A 15,117-nucleotide genomic window follows, 5' to 3' on the forward strand; every position below is an offset into this window, starting at 1 on the left:
AACGCCGGGGTCTTCTGACGATTGAACGAGCGAGAAACGCCATGCCGAGCATCGATCTGAACTGCGACATGGGGGAAGGGTACGGCGCCTGGACCATGGGCGACGACCGGGCGATGCTGGACATCGTCACCTCCGCCAACATCGCCTGCGGCTTCCATGCCGGCGATCCCACCATCATGGCCGATACTGCCAAACTGGCGGGAGAGAAGGGGGTCCGCATCGGCGCCCATCCCGGTTTCGAGGACCGCTCCGGCTTCGGCCGCCGCGTCATGCGCGGCATCACGACGACGGAGGTCGAGCGGCTGGTCGCCTATCAGGTCGGCGCGCTCCAGGCCTGTGCCGCGCTGTCGGGCCGGCGGGTGACCCATGTGAAGCCGCACGGCGCCCTCTACAACATGGCGGCGGTGGAGCCGGATCTGGCCGGCGCCATCGCCCGCGCCGTCAAGGCGGTCGACCCCGCCCTGCTGTTCGTCGTCCCGCCGCTGAGCGCCATGGAGCGCGCCGGGCAGGATGTCGGCCTGCGCGTGGCGCGCGAGGCCTTCGCCGACCGGACCTATGAGGATGACGGCACCCTGACGCCGCGCTCGGTGGCCGGATCGGTGATCCACGATCCGGATCTGGCCGCCGCCCGTGTGGTGCGGATGGTGCTGGACGGAGCGGTGGAGAGCCGGCACGGCACCCGGCTGCCCATCGTGGCGGACACCATCTGCGTGCATGGCGACACGCCGACCGCGGTCGCCATGGCAGCGACCGTCCGCCGCGCGCTGGAGGCGGCTGGCGTCCTGGTGGCGGCGGTGGTCTAGCAGTCGAGCGCGGTGTCGGGGTCTCATGTGAGGTGGTTCGGCGCTGGTGTCGCAAGTTCGCCCAGACCTTTGCCAACCGGTTGCGCCGACGACGCCCACGGCTCGGCGATCATCGGCACTTGGACGACCTATAGCATCGTGCGTTTAATATGAAACGCACGGAGCTATAGCGTTATGTTTGACGATCGGATTCACGCTTCAAATCGATCCCGATTTTACGCGATCCGATCTGGTTCATCAGGATCGAAAGGCCGCAGGCATCAGTCCCCTGCCGCCCGGAGCGCGTGGTCATCGTCCACCACCGCCAGATTGGCCGTCATGCCGATGCGGATCCGACGCCTCTGATCGTCCGACAGGGCGGGAAGGTCGACGCGAGCCGGGAAGGATGCGGCCGGTGCCCCGCTCTTCGCGACCAATCGCCTGATGCGCCACCCAGCCGACCCGCCCCTCACCGGTACCAAGCCCCCGTTGCGTCGATCCCAGTCCGGCAATTTATGCTTGGCAATTTATGTCCGCCCGATCAGGCCTTGATGTCGAGCGGCCTGTCCGCACCGTCCGCGACCGGCGGCACGCCGTTGCGGAACAGCGGCATATCCTTCAGATCCTTGACATAGCCGCCTGTGGCGACGGCGCCGGGCGCCTTGTCCTTGAGGCTGTCCAGGGCGCCTTTGATCATGCGGACCAGCGGGCTGCCGCTGTCGAGGGTATCGGGTTCCTGGCCGCTGTCGCGCATCGACTGCTCATACCCGAACTGGACGGCGGCACGTTGGACGGCCCAGTTGTTGGACGTCTTCTCCTCGTCGCTGGCGCCGTCCAGAAAGGATGCTCCGGCGCGATAGCGGGCTGCGGGATTGTTGCCCGTCGGGTCGGCGGCCATCATGGCCTGCCCCTGCTGCTGGGACATGATCGACTGGGCGGTATCCTGTTCGTCCTTCGAGAAGCTGCCGTCGCTGTTGCTGGCGATGGCGTAGAGGGAGCGGCGGTCCAGTCCGCCGAAGACGGTGTCCCAACTCTCCTGTGTCGCGTGCATATAGTCCATCGGCTTGTCCTTGGCGGCCAACTCGGCGTATTTGGCATCGATGGTCGTCCGGGCGTCCTTGGCGACGGTTACGAAATCCTTTTTCCCGGCGGATTGGGCGGCAGCCTGACCGGACAGGGAGGTCTGGGCCGTCTTCGACAGCGTGACGACCGCGGCGGTGTCGCGCGCACCGCCGGTGGGGCCGCCGCTTTCACCCGTTGCCTCCGCCGTGCCCTTGGAGGTGGGCGGCGTGCTGGCGAACTGAACGGGCGGCTGCCGACTTGTGCCCGTGGGATTCAGTACGTTCATCGGTCACTCTCCCGCTGCCGCCGGCTTGCCGGCGCCTTGATGCACCGACAAGCCATGACACTTTTCAGTAACGATACAGCATATTTACTGTACCTCAGGCTGTATTGATGGTCGATCAATAAATTCGGAAGTTGACGGTTCAGTCGCCGTTGCTGTTGACGTTGCTCGCGGTGCCGGAGCAGTTCACGCCCGTGGCGCTGGGGGTGGCGTTGGTCGTCGGCCAGTTCCAGACGGAGCCGGACATGGTGCGCGACGGCACGAAGAAGCACCGCTTCAGATTGTCCTGGCGGCGATAGTAGAAGCTGCCGCCCGTGGAGGTCGGATAGGGGCTGGTCACGCTGATCGCGGCGGTCGTGCCGCTTGGAATGATGGTCGTCGGAAAGCTGGGCGACGGAACGCCCTGGAAGCCGCCGCCGGCCTGAAACTCTACCGTGGCCGTCGTGTCGTTCTTCACATAGACCGTCATGGTCGCAGCCATCGCCGAGGTGGTGGCGACGGCCATGGTCGTCATGGCGGCTAGCCCAAGCAGCGTCCGGCGCAGAATCTGGTTCATCTCGCACCCGTCATATCGATTTCGGAATTATTGCATGTTGCACGTCAGGGGTTTGAGTATCCCGGCATGTCATTTCCGTTTCTGGAAAACGAACAAATCGCGATTTTGTGCATTATTATTTTGGAGATTCGAAATAATAATCTTCAATTTTTCAATATTCTCGCGTTTAGTTTCCTGAGTAATCTTCAATATTTCCGTATGTATGCTTACGTGTGGAATGATTACTCAATGAAAATTTTTGTGAATACGGTGGGGATTTGTCGCGGCCTCTTCCTGGCCGAGAAGACTGGAGGTTGAAAGGCGCTAAGTTCTGCTTTTTCCGCGCCGATGCGGCGGTTGTCGGTGTTCATCGCCACCGCGGTGGATATCCGCCCGCACCGACCTCACGCATAAAGCGAGTGATCCCGCCATTTTGCATCGCAGCATGCAAAGAGCGGGTCACAGTTTTGTCAGAATTTTAGACGAACATCCCTCAAACCGGAAAGGATACATAGGGCCGTATCGACCAAACGGACAGTCGACCATCGGCCGAACAGCACAGGGCTTGCCAAATGAAACGAAGCATTTCCATGCCTATTCTGGCGGCAATGACGATTTTATCGGCAACCGGTGCGTCTGCGGATATCCTATACCAAAAGGGTATTTTTTCGGATCAGCGGCATTTCTTGGCCGTCGATGTCTCGTGGGGGGAGCTGGAGATCGGGCAGGCCGACAGCGCCCGCAACCGGCTGGTCGGGGCGGCGGCCGTGCCGGCCTCCACCGGGGCCGGCAGCCGGACGGCGAAGCTGAGCTATTACACCCCGCCGCTGCGTGGCTTCGAACTGGGCGCCAGCTATACCCCGATGCCGCGCGGCGCCGGCGACATGCCCGACCCGCGCGAGGCCATGCATCTGGTTGAGGCGGCGGTGCGCAAGACCATCCTGATGGGTGGCGTCAGCACCCGCTTTTCCGCCGGGACCAGCCGGGCGCGGGTGCGCAGCGACAGCCGCCGCCTGCCGCGCCAGTCCTGGATCGTCGGCACCCAGTTCGCATGGCAGAGCGTGACGCTCGACGGCGATCTGCGCCAGCAGCAGGAGTCCGACGGCGTGTCGGTGCGCAGCCTGAACGCGGCGCTGGCCTATGGGCGCGGCGACATGACCCTGTCCTTCCGGGCGCGGCGGACATTGCCGGAGAATGGCGCGGCCAGCGACCATTACCTCGCCGATCTGGCCTACCGCATCACGCCGCGCTGGCAGGTGATGGCCGACACCAACATCGACACCGGTGCCGAGTCCATGGGCACGGTGGTCAAGGTCGGCGCGCGTCTGGTGTTCTGACCGCGACGGACGGGGCGGGGGGATGGAGATGCCATCCCCCCGCCCGCAGCCGGTGGCGAACCGCTCAGTTCGCCGCGAAGCAATAGAGCAGCCCGGCGCCGCCGGTGCTCTTCAGCGCGTCCTGGCTGCAGCCGCCGCGCGAGGCGTGCGACGAGTTCCAGGACTTCGCCGGCGGTTGCTCGTCCAGGCCCATCCGGTCATGGTGGCCGAGCATGGCCGCACCCTCGGTCCCGCTTCTGGTCCAGTTGCCGCAGGTCATGTCCTGGCCGGCGGCGAAGGCGGTGCCGTCGGGCTGCGACCCGGTCAGGATGTCGTGCGTGTTGGGCTGGTCGCCGCGGCCATTGATGGTTTCGCCCTTCTCGTTCAGCGCGGTCTGCTTGGTCAGGGCGTTGGTGCCGTGCAGCTCTTCGACCGAGCGGGCGACCACCTCGCCCTTGGCGTTCTGCCAGGGGCCCTTGCCGATGCGGTCGCGCGCGTTGACCGCCGGCTGGCCGTCGGCGGCCTGGGTGCTGAGATAGGCCCGCCACGTGCGGCTGCCGGCGCCCGCCGCCTGGGCCAGCTGCTGGCAATGCTGGTCGGCACCGGCCAGCCCGCCGAGATCGGCCCCCTTGCCGGTGCCGGCGCTGGTGACGAAGAAGGTCATGGCGGACGGGCCGGCCTGCTGCGCCGACGCAGCCACCGGGATCGCCAACAGGAAGGCGGCCGCCGCCGCGGTCCGGATGCTCGCACCGATCATGGTTTCTCTCCCTTTGCCGTTGTTTTCCCCGCCAGATCAGCCCTTGCCGGCGGAGCCAGTTGAAGGAGGACGCTCCGGCAGGGCGATTCATTCCCCTGGATTTGCTGATCCCAGCGCGGCCGCCAACCGGTCGGCCGCCTCGTCCACCTCCTCCGCCGTGGTGCCGCGGCCCAGCCCGAAGCGCAGGCTGGCATGGGCGTCCGCCGCGGACAGGCCGAGCGCCAGCAGGACATGCGACGGCTCGCCCTGTCCGCTGTGGCAGGCGGATCCGGTGGCGACGGCAAGCTCCGGCAGATCCAGCAGCAGGTCGGCGGCATCGATGCCGGGAATGGTGACATTCAGGCAGCCGGCCAGCCCATCCGCCGCTCCGTTGCGGCGGATGCCGGGCAGCCGCTGGTGCAGGCGCTGCCAAAGCCGGTCACGCAGCGCGCCGATGCGGCTGGCATCCTCCTCCCGCCTCTGCCGCGCCAGCCGGCAGGCGGCGCCAAGCCCGACGCAGAGCGGCGTCGGCAGCGTTCCCGCCCGCAAGCCGCGCTGCTGCCCGCCGCCGGCCGAGGCCGGCACCGGCCGGAAGGGCGGACGAACGATCAGGGCGCCGATGCCCATCGGCCCATACAGCTTGTGCCCCGACAGGCTGAGCCCATGCAGCCCGAGAGCCGCCATGTCGAGCGTGAGCGTGCCCAGTGCCTGCACCGCGTCGCTGTGCATCGTCGCGCCATGGCGTGCGGCGACCGCGGCCAGCTCCGCCAGGGGCTGGACCGTTCCGACCTCGTTGTTCGCGGCCATCACCGAGACCAGGGACGGTTTCGGCAGGCCGTCCAGGGCGCTGTCCAGGGCGGCCGGATCGATCCGGCCGCTGCCGTCGACCGACAGGACGGTCACCGGATGGCCGCGCCGCCGCAGCTCAGGCAGGCAGCCGAGGATGCTGGCATGCTCCACCGCCGAAACGACGCAGCCGCCGCCCGCCGGCACGCCGCCCAGCAACGCCAGCGCGTTGGCCTCGGTGGCGCCGGAGGTGAAGACGACCTCGCCCGGCTGCGCGCCGGCCAGGGCGGCGACCTCTGCCCGCGCCTGTTCGATGGCATCGGCGGCGCGCCAGCCGGCCGGATGGGCGGCGTGCGGGTTGCCGGCCGCCTCAATCCGCATCCAGGGCAGCATCGCCTCCAGCACCTGCGGGTCGAGCGGCGTCGAGGCCAGATGGTCGAGGTAGATCATGGCGCAGTATCGCGCCATTGCGGGCGGAAGGGGAGGGGAATGCCCGCCTCCCCTTTCCGGTCGATCACTTCGCCGGCTGGTCCGGCCGCTCCGCCGACTGTGCGGTGGCGGTGCCGCCGACGCGCCAGATCGCGTTGCCGACATCATCGGCGACCAGCAGGGCGCCCTTGTTGTCCAGGATCACGCCGACCGGGCGGCCCTGCGCCTTGCCGTCCTTGTCGAGGAAGCCGGTCAGCACGTCCACCGGCTCGCCCGCCGGCTTGCCGTTGCGGAACGGCACGAAGATCACCTTGTAGCCGCTGGCCGGATCGCGGTTCCACGACCCGTGCTGGCCGATGAAGGCACCCTCCTGCAGGTTCGGCGGCAGGTCGCCCTGGCGGGAGAAGGTCAGGCCGAGCGAGGCGGTGTGCGGACCCAGCGCATAGTCGGGCGGGATCGCCTTGGCGACGAGGTCGGGGCGCTGCGGCTCCACCCGCTGGTCGACATGCTGGCCGTAATAGCTGTAAGGCCAACCATAGAAGCCGCCGTCCTTCACCGAGGTCATATAGTCGGGGACGAGGTCGCTGCCGATCTCGTCGCGCTCGTTGACGGCGGTCCACAGGACGCCGGAGGTCGGCTCCCAATCCATGCCGTTCGGGTTGCGCAGGCCCGACGCGAAGATGCGGTGCGCCCCGGTCTTCAGGTCGATCTCCCAGATGGCGGCGCGGCCCTGCTCCGCCTCCATCCCGTTCTCCCCGACATTGCTGTTGGAGCCGACGGTGGCATAGAGCTTGGTGCCGTCGCGGCTGGCGATGATGTTCTTGGTCCAATGGTGGTTGATCGGCCCGCCCGGCAGATCGACGACCTTCACCGGCTTGGCGGCGATCCGGGTGTAGCCCTGCTTGTAGGGCACCTTCACCACGGCGTCGCTGTTGGCGATGTAGAGGTCGCCGCCGACCAGCGCCATGCCGAAGGGCGAGTTCAGCCCTTCGAGGAAGGGCTCGCGGACATCGGCCTTGCCGTCGCCGTCGCTGTCGCGCAGCAGGGTGATGCGGTTGGCGCTCGGCGTCTTGGCGCCGGCCTTGCCCATCACCAGCCCCATGACCCAGCCCTTGATGCCCTTGCCGTCCTCCGGTTTCGGCGGGGCGTTGGTCTCCGCCACCAATATGTCGCCGTTCGGCAGGGCCAGCATCCAGCGCGGATGGTCCAGGCCGGTGGCAAAGGCGGTGAGGCTCAACCCCTTGGCCGCCACCGGCTGCGCCCCCTGCGGCCAGCCGATGGCGTCGGCGATGTTGACCGTCGGGATCAGCGTGGATTTCGGCGCCGGCAGTGTCGGGTTGGGGCCGGTGCCGGCCGACACCGGCAGGGACGCCTGATCGCCGCAGCCGGCGAGCGACAGGACGGCGACCGTCGCCGAAAGCATGAAGGCGAGCCGTGTGGTGCTGTGCATGCGCCGAAATCCCGCGTCTGTAAGCGTGGAGGGAGTACCCACGCTCAACGCCGGCGCATCCGGGTTGGTTCCGCCTTCAGTGCGGCAGGGTCAGGGCCCGCAGTTCCGCCGCCAGGGCGGCGGCCAGCTTTCCGCCGTCGCACAGCGGCCCGGCGACCATGCGGCTCCGCAAGCTCCGGCGCAACTCCGCCAGCCCCTGCGGATCGGCGGCCCAGGCGACGGCGCGCTCCACGTACTCGGCCGGATCGGCGGCGATGCAGCCCTCCACGCCGGCCACCGTCAGGAAGGCCAGCGAATGGCGGCTGGAGAAGGTCTCTCCCGGCAGGGTGACGACCGGCACCCCCATCCACAGCGTTTCCAGCGTCGTGGTGCTGCCGGAGAAGGGGAAGGGGTCGAGCGCCACATCGACCGACGCGCACCGGCGCATGTGGTCCAGGCTGCTGGTTGCGCCGACCATCGTCACCCGGCCGGGGTCGATGCCGGCGGCGGCCAGCCGGCCGCGCCACAGGGCGGCGGTATCGGGGCAGGACAGCGCCTTTGTCTTCATCAGCAGGCGCGATCCCGGCACCCGGCCCAGGATCGCCGCCCAGGCCGCCAGCACGCCGTCGTTCAGCTTGGTCAGGATGTTGAAGCTGCCGAAGGTGACCGGCCCGCCCGACAGGCACGGCGGCGGCGTCAGCGGCAGTTCCTCAACGTCCGGCGGATCGTAGGCGATGAAGGCGTCGGGCATGCGGAGCACACGCTCGGCATAGAAGGCCTCCATCCCGTCCGGCACATGGTGGCGGTCGGCGACCAGCGCATCCATCGCCGCCAGCCCGGTCGTCGCCATATAGCCCGACCACGCCACCTGGACCGGGGCCGGCTTGCGGGCGAAGACGCCGGGACGGCCGCGGGCATTGTGGCCGGCAAGGTCGATCAGCACGTCGGGCCGGTCGTGGCGGATCCGCGCCGCCAGCTCCGCATCGGTCAGGCCGGCGACCGCGGTCCATTGCGCCGCCGCCTTGCGGAAGCGGCCGGTCACATCGTCGGATTCGCTCTGGTTGGCATAGAGCAGCAGGCGGATGTCGTGGCCCGGCAGCGCCTCCACCGTGCGGAGGGCGAACAGGCCGGCGGGGTGGCGGCGGAAATCGCCGGACAAGATGGCGACGGTCAGCGGCCCCTTCCGCGCGCCTGCCTTTCCCGGCTTCACCCAGCGCCCGCGGTGGGGCGCGCCATGCACCCGGTCCCAGTCGCGATGCGCCTCCAGCACCGCCGCCGCCGTCACCCCCGGCCGGAACAGCAGCAGATAGGCGAGGTTGGACCGCACGTCGGCCAGCGTCGGATCGAGCGCCAGCGCCCGCCGGTTCCCGACCTCCGCCGCGTCGAGCAGCCCCTGGCCCTGGCGGACCAAAGCGAGGTTGGCCTGCGCCTCCGCCAACGCCGGATTCCAGGCCAGCGCCGTCCGGTAGGCGTCGGCGGCGGCCCCCAGCCGGTCGGCGCGCTGGCGCACCTCGCCCAGCCGCAGCAGGCAGTCGGCCAGATCCGGCCGGGCGGCCACGGCATGGCGGGCCGCAAGCTCGGCACCGTCGCGGTCGCCCAGCGCCAGCCGGGCCGCGGCGAGGTTGGACAGGGCCGGAGCATGGTCGGGGCGCAGCGCCAGGGCGCGGGCCAGATCCGCCGCCGCCTCCCGCGGGCGCTCCAGCGCCAGCAGCAGGGCGCCGCGGTTGGCATGCGCCTCGACGAAGGTCGGTTCGTCGGCCAGGGCGGCGCGATAGGCGTCGTCGGCGTCCGCCCGCCGGCCCAGTGCCGCCAGCACATTGCCCAGGTTGAAGCGGGCGCGGGCATAGCCGTGACGGCGCGCCGCCGCCTGCCGGAAGGCGGTCGCCGCTTCCTCCAGACGGCCCTGAGCCTCCAGCGCGTTGCCGAGATTGTAGAGCGCCTGGGCGAACTCCGGCCGCAGGCGGACCGCCTGCCGGTGGGCGGCCACCGCCTCCTCCAGCCGGCCCAGCGATTTCAGCGCGCTGCCGAGATTGTCGTGATAGTCGGCGACCCGGTGGTTGTGCTGGATGGCGCTGCGGATCAGGGTGACGGCGCGGTCGGGCTGGCCGGATTGCAGATGGACGACGCCCAGCAGATGGGCGGCGTCGGCATGGCTAGGCAGGGCGTCCAGGACGGCGTGATAGAGCGCCGCCGCCTCGCCGAGCCGGCCGGACTGATGATGCGCCACCGCGGCAGCCATCGCTTCCTGGATCGTCGCCATGTCGACCGTCATACCGGCTGGCGCGGGCGGGCGCCAGTGCTTTCCCAGTCCGAGGGGGCGCCCAAGCGGGCCCCCGTGTGGGCGCGCGCGGTTTTCAACACTTGACCCGGCGGGCTGGGACGGTCAGCTTGCCGGCCGTATACAGCCCCCGGCCGATCCCCGATGAACCGACTGCAACGGTACCTGTTCCGCAACCTGCTGATCGCCACGCTCTATTCGACGGCCGGCCTGACGCTGACCATCTGGCTCAGCCAGTCGCTGCGCCTGATCGAGATCGTGGTCAGCGCCGGCGCGCCGATGGGCATGTTCCTGTGGCTGCTGCTGCTGACCGTGCCGACCTTCCTCGGGATCGTGCTGCCGCTGGCGCTGGTCGGGGCCATCCTGTTCACCTACAACAAGATGGCGACCGACAGCGAGCTGGTGGTGATGCGCGCGGCCGGCGTCGGCCCCTTCTCGCTCTCGACCCCGGCACTGGCGCTGGCGGTGGGGGTGATGGCCGTCGTCTTCACCCTGAACATCTGGATCACCCCGGCCGCCCACCGCGAGCTGGTGCGGATGGAATACACCGTGCGCAGCGACTATTCGCAGCTGTTCCTGCGCGAGGGCGTGTTCAACGAGGTCGGCGACCGCTTCAGCGTTTTCCTGCGCGACCGCGATTCCGACGGCAACCTGCACAAGGTGCTGATCCATGACGGGCGCCAGCCGGACAAGCCGGTGACGATCATGGGCGACCGCGCGGTGATGCAGACCGGCCCGGACGGCACGCGCTTCGTCGTCTATGACGGCAACCGGCAGGAGCTGGACCGCAAGACCAACCGGCTGTCGCAGCTGTTCTTCGACCGCTATGCCGTCGACCTGAAGGCGGTGGCGCCCCAGGCGGCGGACCGCTGGCCCGACGCCCGCGAACGCACGACGGCGGAGCTGATGGACGGCAACGTCCCGGCGCAGGACGACCGCATGCGGCGCGGCCTGATCGCCGAGCTGCACCACCGCTTCTCCTCGCCGCTGCTGGCCCTGACCTATGCGCTGGTGGCGCTGTCGGCGCTGCTTTCGGGCGAGTTCAACCGCCGCGGCCAATCCTCCCGCGTCACCATCGCCGTGCTGGCGGTGATGGGGTTGCAGGCGGGCGCGCTGGGGCTGACCAGCCTCGCCGGCAAGGCCACAGTCTTCGTGCCGCTGATGTACGCCATGCCGCTGGCGATGCTGCTGCCGCCGCTGTGGGTGATGTCGCGCGGCCTCAGCCTGCGTCCGGGGCGCCGGCAGGGTGCGCCCGATGCCGACCCCCATACCGGCCCCGATGCAGGCGCGGCCGGGTCGTCGGCGTCATGAGCCGCATCCTCTTCATCACCTCCAACCGGCTGGGCGACGCGGTGCTGTCGACCGGTCTGCTCGGCCATCTGACCGACGCCTATCCGGGGGCGCGGCTGACCGTCGCCTGCGGGCCGCTGCCGGCGCCGCTGTTCCGGTCGGTGCCGGGGCTGGAGCGGCTGATCCCGCTGGCGAAGCGTTCCTATGCGCGCCATTGGCTGCGGCTGTGGCTGGACTGCGTCGGCACGCGCTGGGATCTCGTGGTGGATTTGCGCAATTCGGCGGTCGGGCGGCTGGTGCCGGCGCGGCGCCGCGCCTTCCACGCCAAGGCGGCGCGCCCGATGCACAAGGTGGAGGAGAATGCCGCCGTGCTGGGCCTGTCGCCGCCGCCGGCCCCGCGCCTGTGGATCGACGCGGAGGCGACGCGGCAGGCCGACGCCCTCATCCCCGCCGGGACCGGGCCGTTCCTCGCCATCGGGCCGACGGCCAACTGGCTGGGCAAGGAATGGCCGGCGGAGCGCTTCGCCCGGCTGGCCCTGCGCCTGACCGGGGAGGGCGGGCCGCTGGCCGGCGCCCGGGTGGCGGTGCTGGCCGCCGGGCCGGAGCGGGAGCGGGCGCAGCCGGTGCTGGCGGCGCTGGGGCCGCGGGCCATCGACCTGACCGGCCGCACCGACCCGATGGCCGCCGCCGCCTGCCTGGAGCGGGCGGCGCTCTATGTCGGCAACGACAGCGGGCTGATGCACATCGCGGCGGCGGCGGGCGTGCCGACCGTCGGGCTGTTCGGCCCCGGCTATCCCGCAATCTACGGTCCCTGGGGGCCACTTGGCCGGGTGGTGGTCAGCAGCGTGTCCCAGCCGGAGCTGCTGGCCCGCGTCACCGTCGACCCCAACGCCCGCGGGCTGATGGACGGCATCGACGAGGACCGGGTGGCCGAAACGGCGGCGTCACTCCTCGCCGAAACGCATAGAACTTGTGACCAGTTTGCGTCAGGGTCTTCCGCACCGGCCGAACTACCCCCGTTGCGTTGACAAAGCCGGTCGGATAACCGACACTTCCGGGACGAAGCAAAGGGGCGGGTCCGCCCCCACCGGATGGGTTTTCCCCCGAGGGTTTGGAATGAAGCCGACTCCCACCTACGCCAACAAGCCGACCTCGGACAATCCGCGCGACGTCGAGGCTTGGGCCCTGGCGGAAGCGGCGCGCCGTATCATCGCCGCCAGCCATGCCAAGGACGAAAAGGCCTACCGCGAGGCCCTTCAGCTGAATCAGCGCCTGTGGACGATCTTCCAGGCGGCGATCACCGAAGAGGATTGCGGCCATCCGCCGGAAGTCCGGACGAACATCGCAGCATTGTCGCTGCTGGTCGACCGCGAGACGACCAACCGTCTGATCGACCTGGATTTCGGCAAGATCGACACGCTGGTCAACATCAACCGCAACGTCGCCAGCGGCCTGACCGCCCAGGGCCAGTTCATCGCCGCCCAGCAGGCGACCCAGCCGCATCCGGGCACGCCGCAGACGGCCGCTCCACAAGCGCCCCAGGCACCGCAGGCCGCTCCGGCGCCGGGGCAGCCGCCGGCCGGCATGCGCCCCGCCGTGCCGCCGCGCCCGATGACCGCCCCGGACGCCGCCCCGGTGAACCGCGAGTCCCTGCGCATCTCGATCTGATCGCTGTCGCAACCGACAGGAGAAAGGCCGGCGCTCCGATGGGGCGCCGGCCTTTTTTTGTCCGCTCACTCCGCCGGAACCTCGCGGTCCAGCTCCTCCAGCCAGATGCGGGCGTTGCCGTCCGACGGGGCGCGCCAGTCGCCGCGGGGGGACAGCGAACCGCCGGCGCTCACCTTCGGGCCGTTCGGCATGGCCGAGCGCTTGAACTGGCTGAAGCCGAAGAAGCGGCGCAGGAACACCCGCAGCCAGTCGCGGATCTCGGCCGGGCTGTAGGCGCGGCGCTTCTCCAGCGGATAGCCCTCCGGCCAATCGCCCTTTTCGGCATCGGACCAGGCATGGCGGGCCAGGAAGGCGAGCTTCGACGGGCGGAAGCCGTAGCGCAGCACGTAGAACAGGGTGAAGTCCTGCAGATCGTACGGTCCGACCACGGATTCGGAGCTTTGCAGCGCCTTGTCGGAGCCGGCCGGCACCAGTTCCGGCGAGATTTCCGTCTTCAGGATGGCGTCCAGCGTTGCCGACACCTCCTGCTGGAACTGGCCGGTGCGGCCGACCCAGCGGATCAGATGCTGGATCAGCGTCTTCGGCACGCCGGCATTGACGTTGTAATGGGACATCTGGTCGCCGACGCCATAGGTGCACCAGCCCAGCGCCAGTTCCGACAGGTCGCCGGTGCCCAGAACGATGCCGTTGTGCTGGTTGGCGAGGCGGAACAGGTAATCGGTGCGCAGGCCGGCCTGCACATTCTCGAAGGTGATGTCGTACACCGCCTCGCCGCGGGCGAAGGGGTGGTCCATGTCCCGTAGCATCTGGTTGGCCGCCGGCCGGATGTCGAGTTCCCTGGCCGTCACCCCCAGCGCCGTCATCAGTTTCCAGGCGTTGGACTTGGTGCCCTCGCTGGTGCCGAATCCCGGCATGGTGTAGCCGAGGATGCCGGTCCGTGGCAGGCCGAGCCGGTCCATGGCGCGGGCGGCGACGATCAGCGCATGGGTGCTGTCCAGGCCGCCCGACACGCCGATCACCACCGTCCTGATTCCGGTGGCGCGCAGCCGCTGGACCAGGCCGGCAACCTGGATGTTGTAGGCCTCGTAACAGTCCTGTTCCAGCCGTTCGGCGGCGGCCGGGACGAAGGGCAGGCGCGGCACCACGCGCAGCAGGCCGACATCTTCTTCTGGCGCGTCGAGACGGAAGGCGACGGTGCGGAAGCTGTCGGTGGCACCGGGGAACAGGCGGCGGTTGTCGTCGAAGGTGCCCTGGCGCAGCCGCTCCTGCCGCAGCAGGTCCAGATCGACATCGGCCACCGCCATCTGGGCGCCGTCGGGGAAGCGGTCGGTTTCCGCCAGCTTCTCGCCATTCTCGAAAATCGAGGTCTGGCCGTCCCAGGCAAGGTCGGTGGTCGATTCCCCCGCCCCGGCCGACGAATAGAGATAGGCTGCCAGGCAGCGCGCCGACTGCGATTTCGCCAGCAGGCGGCGGGTGTCGGACTTGCCGATGGTGATGTTGCTGGCCGACAGGTTGGCGAGGATCGTCGCGCCGGCCAGCGCCGCCATGGTGCTGGGCGGGGCCGGAACCCACAGATCCTCGCAGATCTCGGCATGGACGACCAGACCGGGCTGGTCCTCGGCGGAGAACAGCAGGTCGGGGCCGAAGGGCGCGGTCAGGTCGCCGATGCGGATCGTCCCGCCTTCGGTGCCGGCGCCCGACGCGAACTGGCGCCGCTCATAGAATTCGCGGTAGTTGGGCAGATGCTGCTTCGGCACCACGCCCAGCAACTCGCCCCGGTGGATCGCCACCGCCGTGTTGTAGAGCCGCCCGTCATACAGCAGCGGCGCGCCCACCAGCAGCAGCGGCATCAGCCCGGCCGACGCCTGCACCAGATCGAGGATCGCCTGCTCCACCGCGTCGATCAGCGGATCCTGCATCAGCAGATCGTCGATGGCGTAGCCAGACAGCGCCAGTTCGGGGAACAGCGCCACCGCCACCGACTTGTCGTGGCAGGCGCGCGCCGCCTCCAGCACCGCCGCGGCATTGGCCGCCGGGTCGGCGGGGGTGCTGCGCGTGGTGCAGGCGGCCACCCGCGCGAAGCCGTGGCGATAGATCGAGGTGAAGCTCATGACCCGTTCCCGCTGCCTTGCATGCCATTGACGCCCCAGGATGCGACGCCCGGGGGCAGCAAACATAGCAGGAATTTCGCGCACGTCAGGTCCCCCGTCCCGCTCGCGCTCTGTCTGATCCCTTGGCTTCGGACCGTTCGGAGGGATAGATGCTGAGGCTCGCCCGGGCGATGCTTAAGACACGATACATTCGTTATAAAACCAAAGTCAAATCGATGGGAAGATGCGGACATTCCAGATAAAATGATGATGTTGGAGGACGATGCCCTACGACAGTCAAGTTGACCAAACCAACAGCGTTGGATATAGGCAGGGGCTCGCTTGCGCAGAGAGCCGGCAGGCCGACGCCAGAAGGACTCGTTTATCACAGTGCCAACGGACACGCCCGCCACGCAGCCTGACCCGACAGCCG

The 15,117-nt window shown here is 69.1% G+C and carries 12 protein-coding genes; 5 read left to right on the plus strand and 7 right to left on the minus strand.

The window, feature by feature from the left end; genetic code table 11:
* Positions 1-41: 41 nt before the first annotated feature.
* Positions 42-803: a 5-oxoprolinase subunit PxpA gene (locus ABNQ40_RS10030; RefSeq protein ID WP_109049554.1), complete on the plus strand. Its 762-nt coding sequence runs from the start codon at positions 42-44 to the stop codon at positions 801-803.
* Between the two features lie 520 nt (positions 804-1,323).
* On the opposite strand, the gene ABNQ40_RS10035 is transcribed toward ABNQ40_RS10030, so the two are convergent.
* Both ABNQ40_RS10035 and ABNQ40_RS10040 read right to left on the minus strand, forming a co-directional pair.
* The gene (locus ABNQ40_RS10035; RefSeq protein WP_109049555.1) at positions 1,324-2,130 is read right to left on the minus strand and encodes a hypothetical protein; all 807 of its coding nucleotides are present in this window, start codon (positions 2,128-2,130) and stop codon (positions 1,324-1,326) included.
* A gap of 139 nt (positions 2,131-2,269) precedes the next feature.
* Positions 2,270-2,683 carry a hypothetical protein gene (locus tag ABNQ40_RS10040; protein ID WP_109049556.1) on the minus strand — a complete coding sequence of 138 codons (414 nt, stop codon included), beginning with the start codon at positions 2,681-2,683 and terminating at the stop codon, positions 2,270-2,272.
* 587 nt (positions 2,684-3,270) lie between these two features.
* On the opposite strand from ABNQ40_RS10040, the gene ABNQ40_RS10045 reads away from it, so the two are divergent.
* On the plus strand, positions 3,271-3,999 hold the full coding sequence (locus ABNQ40_RS10045) for a porin (RefSeq protein ID WP_282187246.1): 729 nt from the start codon (positions 3,271-3,273) through the stop codon (positions 3,997-3,999).
* A gap of 64 nt (positions 4,000-4,063) precedes the next feature.
* Here the strand turns inward: ABNQ40_RS10045 and ABNQ40_RS10050 are convergent, their stop codons facing one another.
* From ABNQ40_RS10050 to ABNQ40_RS10065, 4 genes are all read right to left on the minus strand, one after another.
* The gene (locus ABNQ40_RS10050; protein ID WP_109049558.1) at positions 4,064-4,735 is read right to left on the minus strand and encodes a hypothetical protein; all 672 of its coding nucleotides are present in this window, start codon (positions 4,733-4,735) and stop codon (positions 4,064-4,066) included.
* Between the two features lie 87 nt (positions 4,736-4,822).
* Positions 4,823-5,950, minus strand: a complete 1,128-nt coding sequence (locus tag ABNQ40_RS10055; protein WP_109049559.1) for a cysteine desulfurase family protein — start codon at positions 5,948-5,950, stop codon at positions 4,823-4,825.
* Positions 5,951-6,014: 64 nt separating this feature from the next.
* Positions 6,015-7,352, minus strand: a complete 1,338-nt coding sequence (locus ABNQ40_RS10060; RefSeq protein WP_109490898.1) for a sorbosone dehydrogenase family protein — start codon at positions 7,350-7,352, stop codon at positions 6,015-6,017.
* A 103-nt stretch (positions 7,353-7,455) separates the two neighbouring features.
* Positions 7,456-9,618: a tetratricopeptide repeat protein gene (locus tag ABNQ40_RS10065; RefSeq protein ID WP_247879747.1), complete on the minus strand. Its 2,163-nt coding sequence runs from the start codon at positions 9,616-9,618 to the stop codon at positions 7,456-7,458.
* Positions 9,619-9,780: 162 nt separating this feature from the next.
* Here ABNQ40_RS10065 and lptF point away from each other — a divergent pair, with 162 nt between their 5' ends.
* From lptF to ABNQ40_RS10080, 3 genes are all read left to right on the plus strand, one after another.
* The gene (gene lptF, locus ABNQ40_RS10070) at positions 9,781-10,947 is read left to right on the plus strand and encodes an LPS export ABC transporter permease LptF (protein WP_247879748.1); all 1,167 of its coding nucleotides are present in this window, start codon (positions 9,781-9,783) and stop codon (positions 10,945-10,947) included.
* Positions 10,944-11,954, plus strand: a complete 1,011-nt coding sequence (locus ABNQ40_RS10075; protein ID WP_109049561.1) for a glycosyltransferase family 9 protein — start codon at positions 10,944-10,946, stop codon at positions 11,952-11,954. The genes lptF and ABNQ40_RS10075 overlap by 4 nt, the downstream gene beginning before the upstream one ends.
* A gap of 88 nt (positions 11,955-12,042) precedes the next feature.
* The gene (locus ABNQ40_RS10080) at positions 12,043-12,594 is read left to right on the plus strand and encodes a flagellar biosynthesis regulator FlaF (protein WP_109049562.1); all 552 of its coding nucleotides are present in this window, start codon (positions 12,043-12,045) and stop codon (positions 12,592-12,594) included.
* Positions 12,595-12,659: 65 nt separating this feature from the next.
* Here ABNQ40_RS10080 and ABNQ40_RS10085 read toward each other — a convergent pair whose 3' ends face one another.
* The gene (locus tag ABNQ40_RS10085; protein ID WP_109049563.1) at positions 12,660-14,705 is read right to left on the minus strand and encodes an NAD(+) synthase; all 2,046 of its coding nucleotides are present in this window, start codon (positions 14,703-14,705) and stop codon (positions 12,660-12,662) included.
* Positions 14,706-15,117 lie beyond the last annotated feature (412 nt).

Origin of the sequence: Azospirillum sp. A23 (assembly GCF_042938965.1) — a bacterium.
In the GTDB taxonomy this organism is placed as follows: Bacteria; Pseudomonadota; Alphaproteobacteria; order Azospirillales; family Azospirillaceae; genus Azospirillum; species Azospirillum melinis.

What these genes read in the sequence shown, in the direction of transcription:
- ABNQ40_RS10035 (WP_109049555.1), bottom strand. Translation starts at nt 2,130, where the DNA reads ATGAACGTACTGAATCCCACGGGCACAAGTCGGCAGCCGCCCGTTCAG.
- ABNQ40_RS10050 (WP_109049558.1), bottom strand. Translation starts at nt 4,735, where the DNA reads ATGATCGGTGCGAGCATCCGGACCGCGGCGGCGGCCGCCTTCCTGTTG.
- ABNQ40_RS10040 (WP_109049556.1), bottom strand. Translation starts at nt 2,683, where the DNA reads ATGAACCAGATTCTGCGCCGGACGCTGCTTGGGCTAGCCGCCATGACG.
- ABNQ40_RS10060 (WP_109490898.1), bottom strand. Translation starts at nt 7,352, where the DNA reads ATGCTTTCGGCGACGGTCGCCGTCCTGTCGCTCGCCGGCTGCGGCGAT.
- ABNQ40_RS10065 (WP_247879747.1), bottom strand. Translation starts at nt 9,618, where the DNA reads ATGGCGACGATCCAGGAAGCGATGGCTGCCGCGGTGGCGCATCATCAG.
- ABNQ40_RS10075 (WP_109049561.1), top strand. Translation starts at nt 10,944, where the DNA reads ATGAGCCGCATCCTCTTCATCACCTCCAACCGGCTGGGCGACGCGGTG.
- ABNQ40_RS10045 (WP_282187246.1), top strand. Translation starts at nt 3,271, where the DNA reads ATGACGATTTTATCGGCAACCGGTGCGTCTGCGGATATCCTATACCAA.
- lptF (WP_247879748.1), top strand. Translation starts at nt 9,781, where the DNA reads ATGAACCGACTGCAACGGTACCTGTTCCGCAACCTGCTGATCGCCACG.
- ABNQ40_RS10055 (WP_109049559.1), bottom strand. Translation starts at nt 5,950, where the DNA reads ATGATCTACCTCGACCATCTGGCCTCGACGCCGCTCGACCCGCAGGTG.
- ABNQ40_RS10085 (WP_109049563.1), bottom strand. Translation starts at nt 14,705, where the DNA reads ATGAGCTTCACCTCGATCTATCGCCACGGCTTCGCGCGGGTGGCCGCC.
- ABNQ40_RS10080 (WP_109049562.1), top strand. Translation starts at nt 12,043, where the DNA reads ATGAAGCCGACTCCCACCTACGCCAACAAGCCGACCTCGGACAATCCG.
- ABNQ40_RS10030 (WP_109049554.1), top strand. Translation starts at nt 42, where the DNA reads ATGCCGAGCATCGATCTGAACTGCGACATGGGGGAAGGGTACGGCGCC.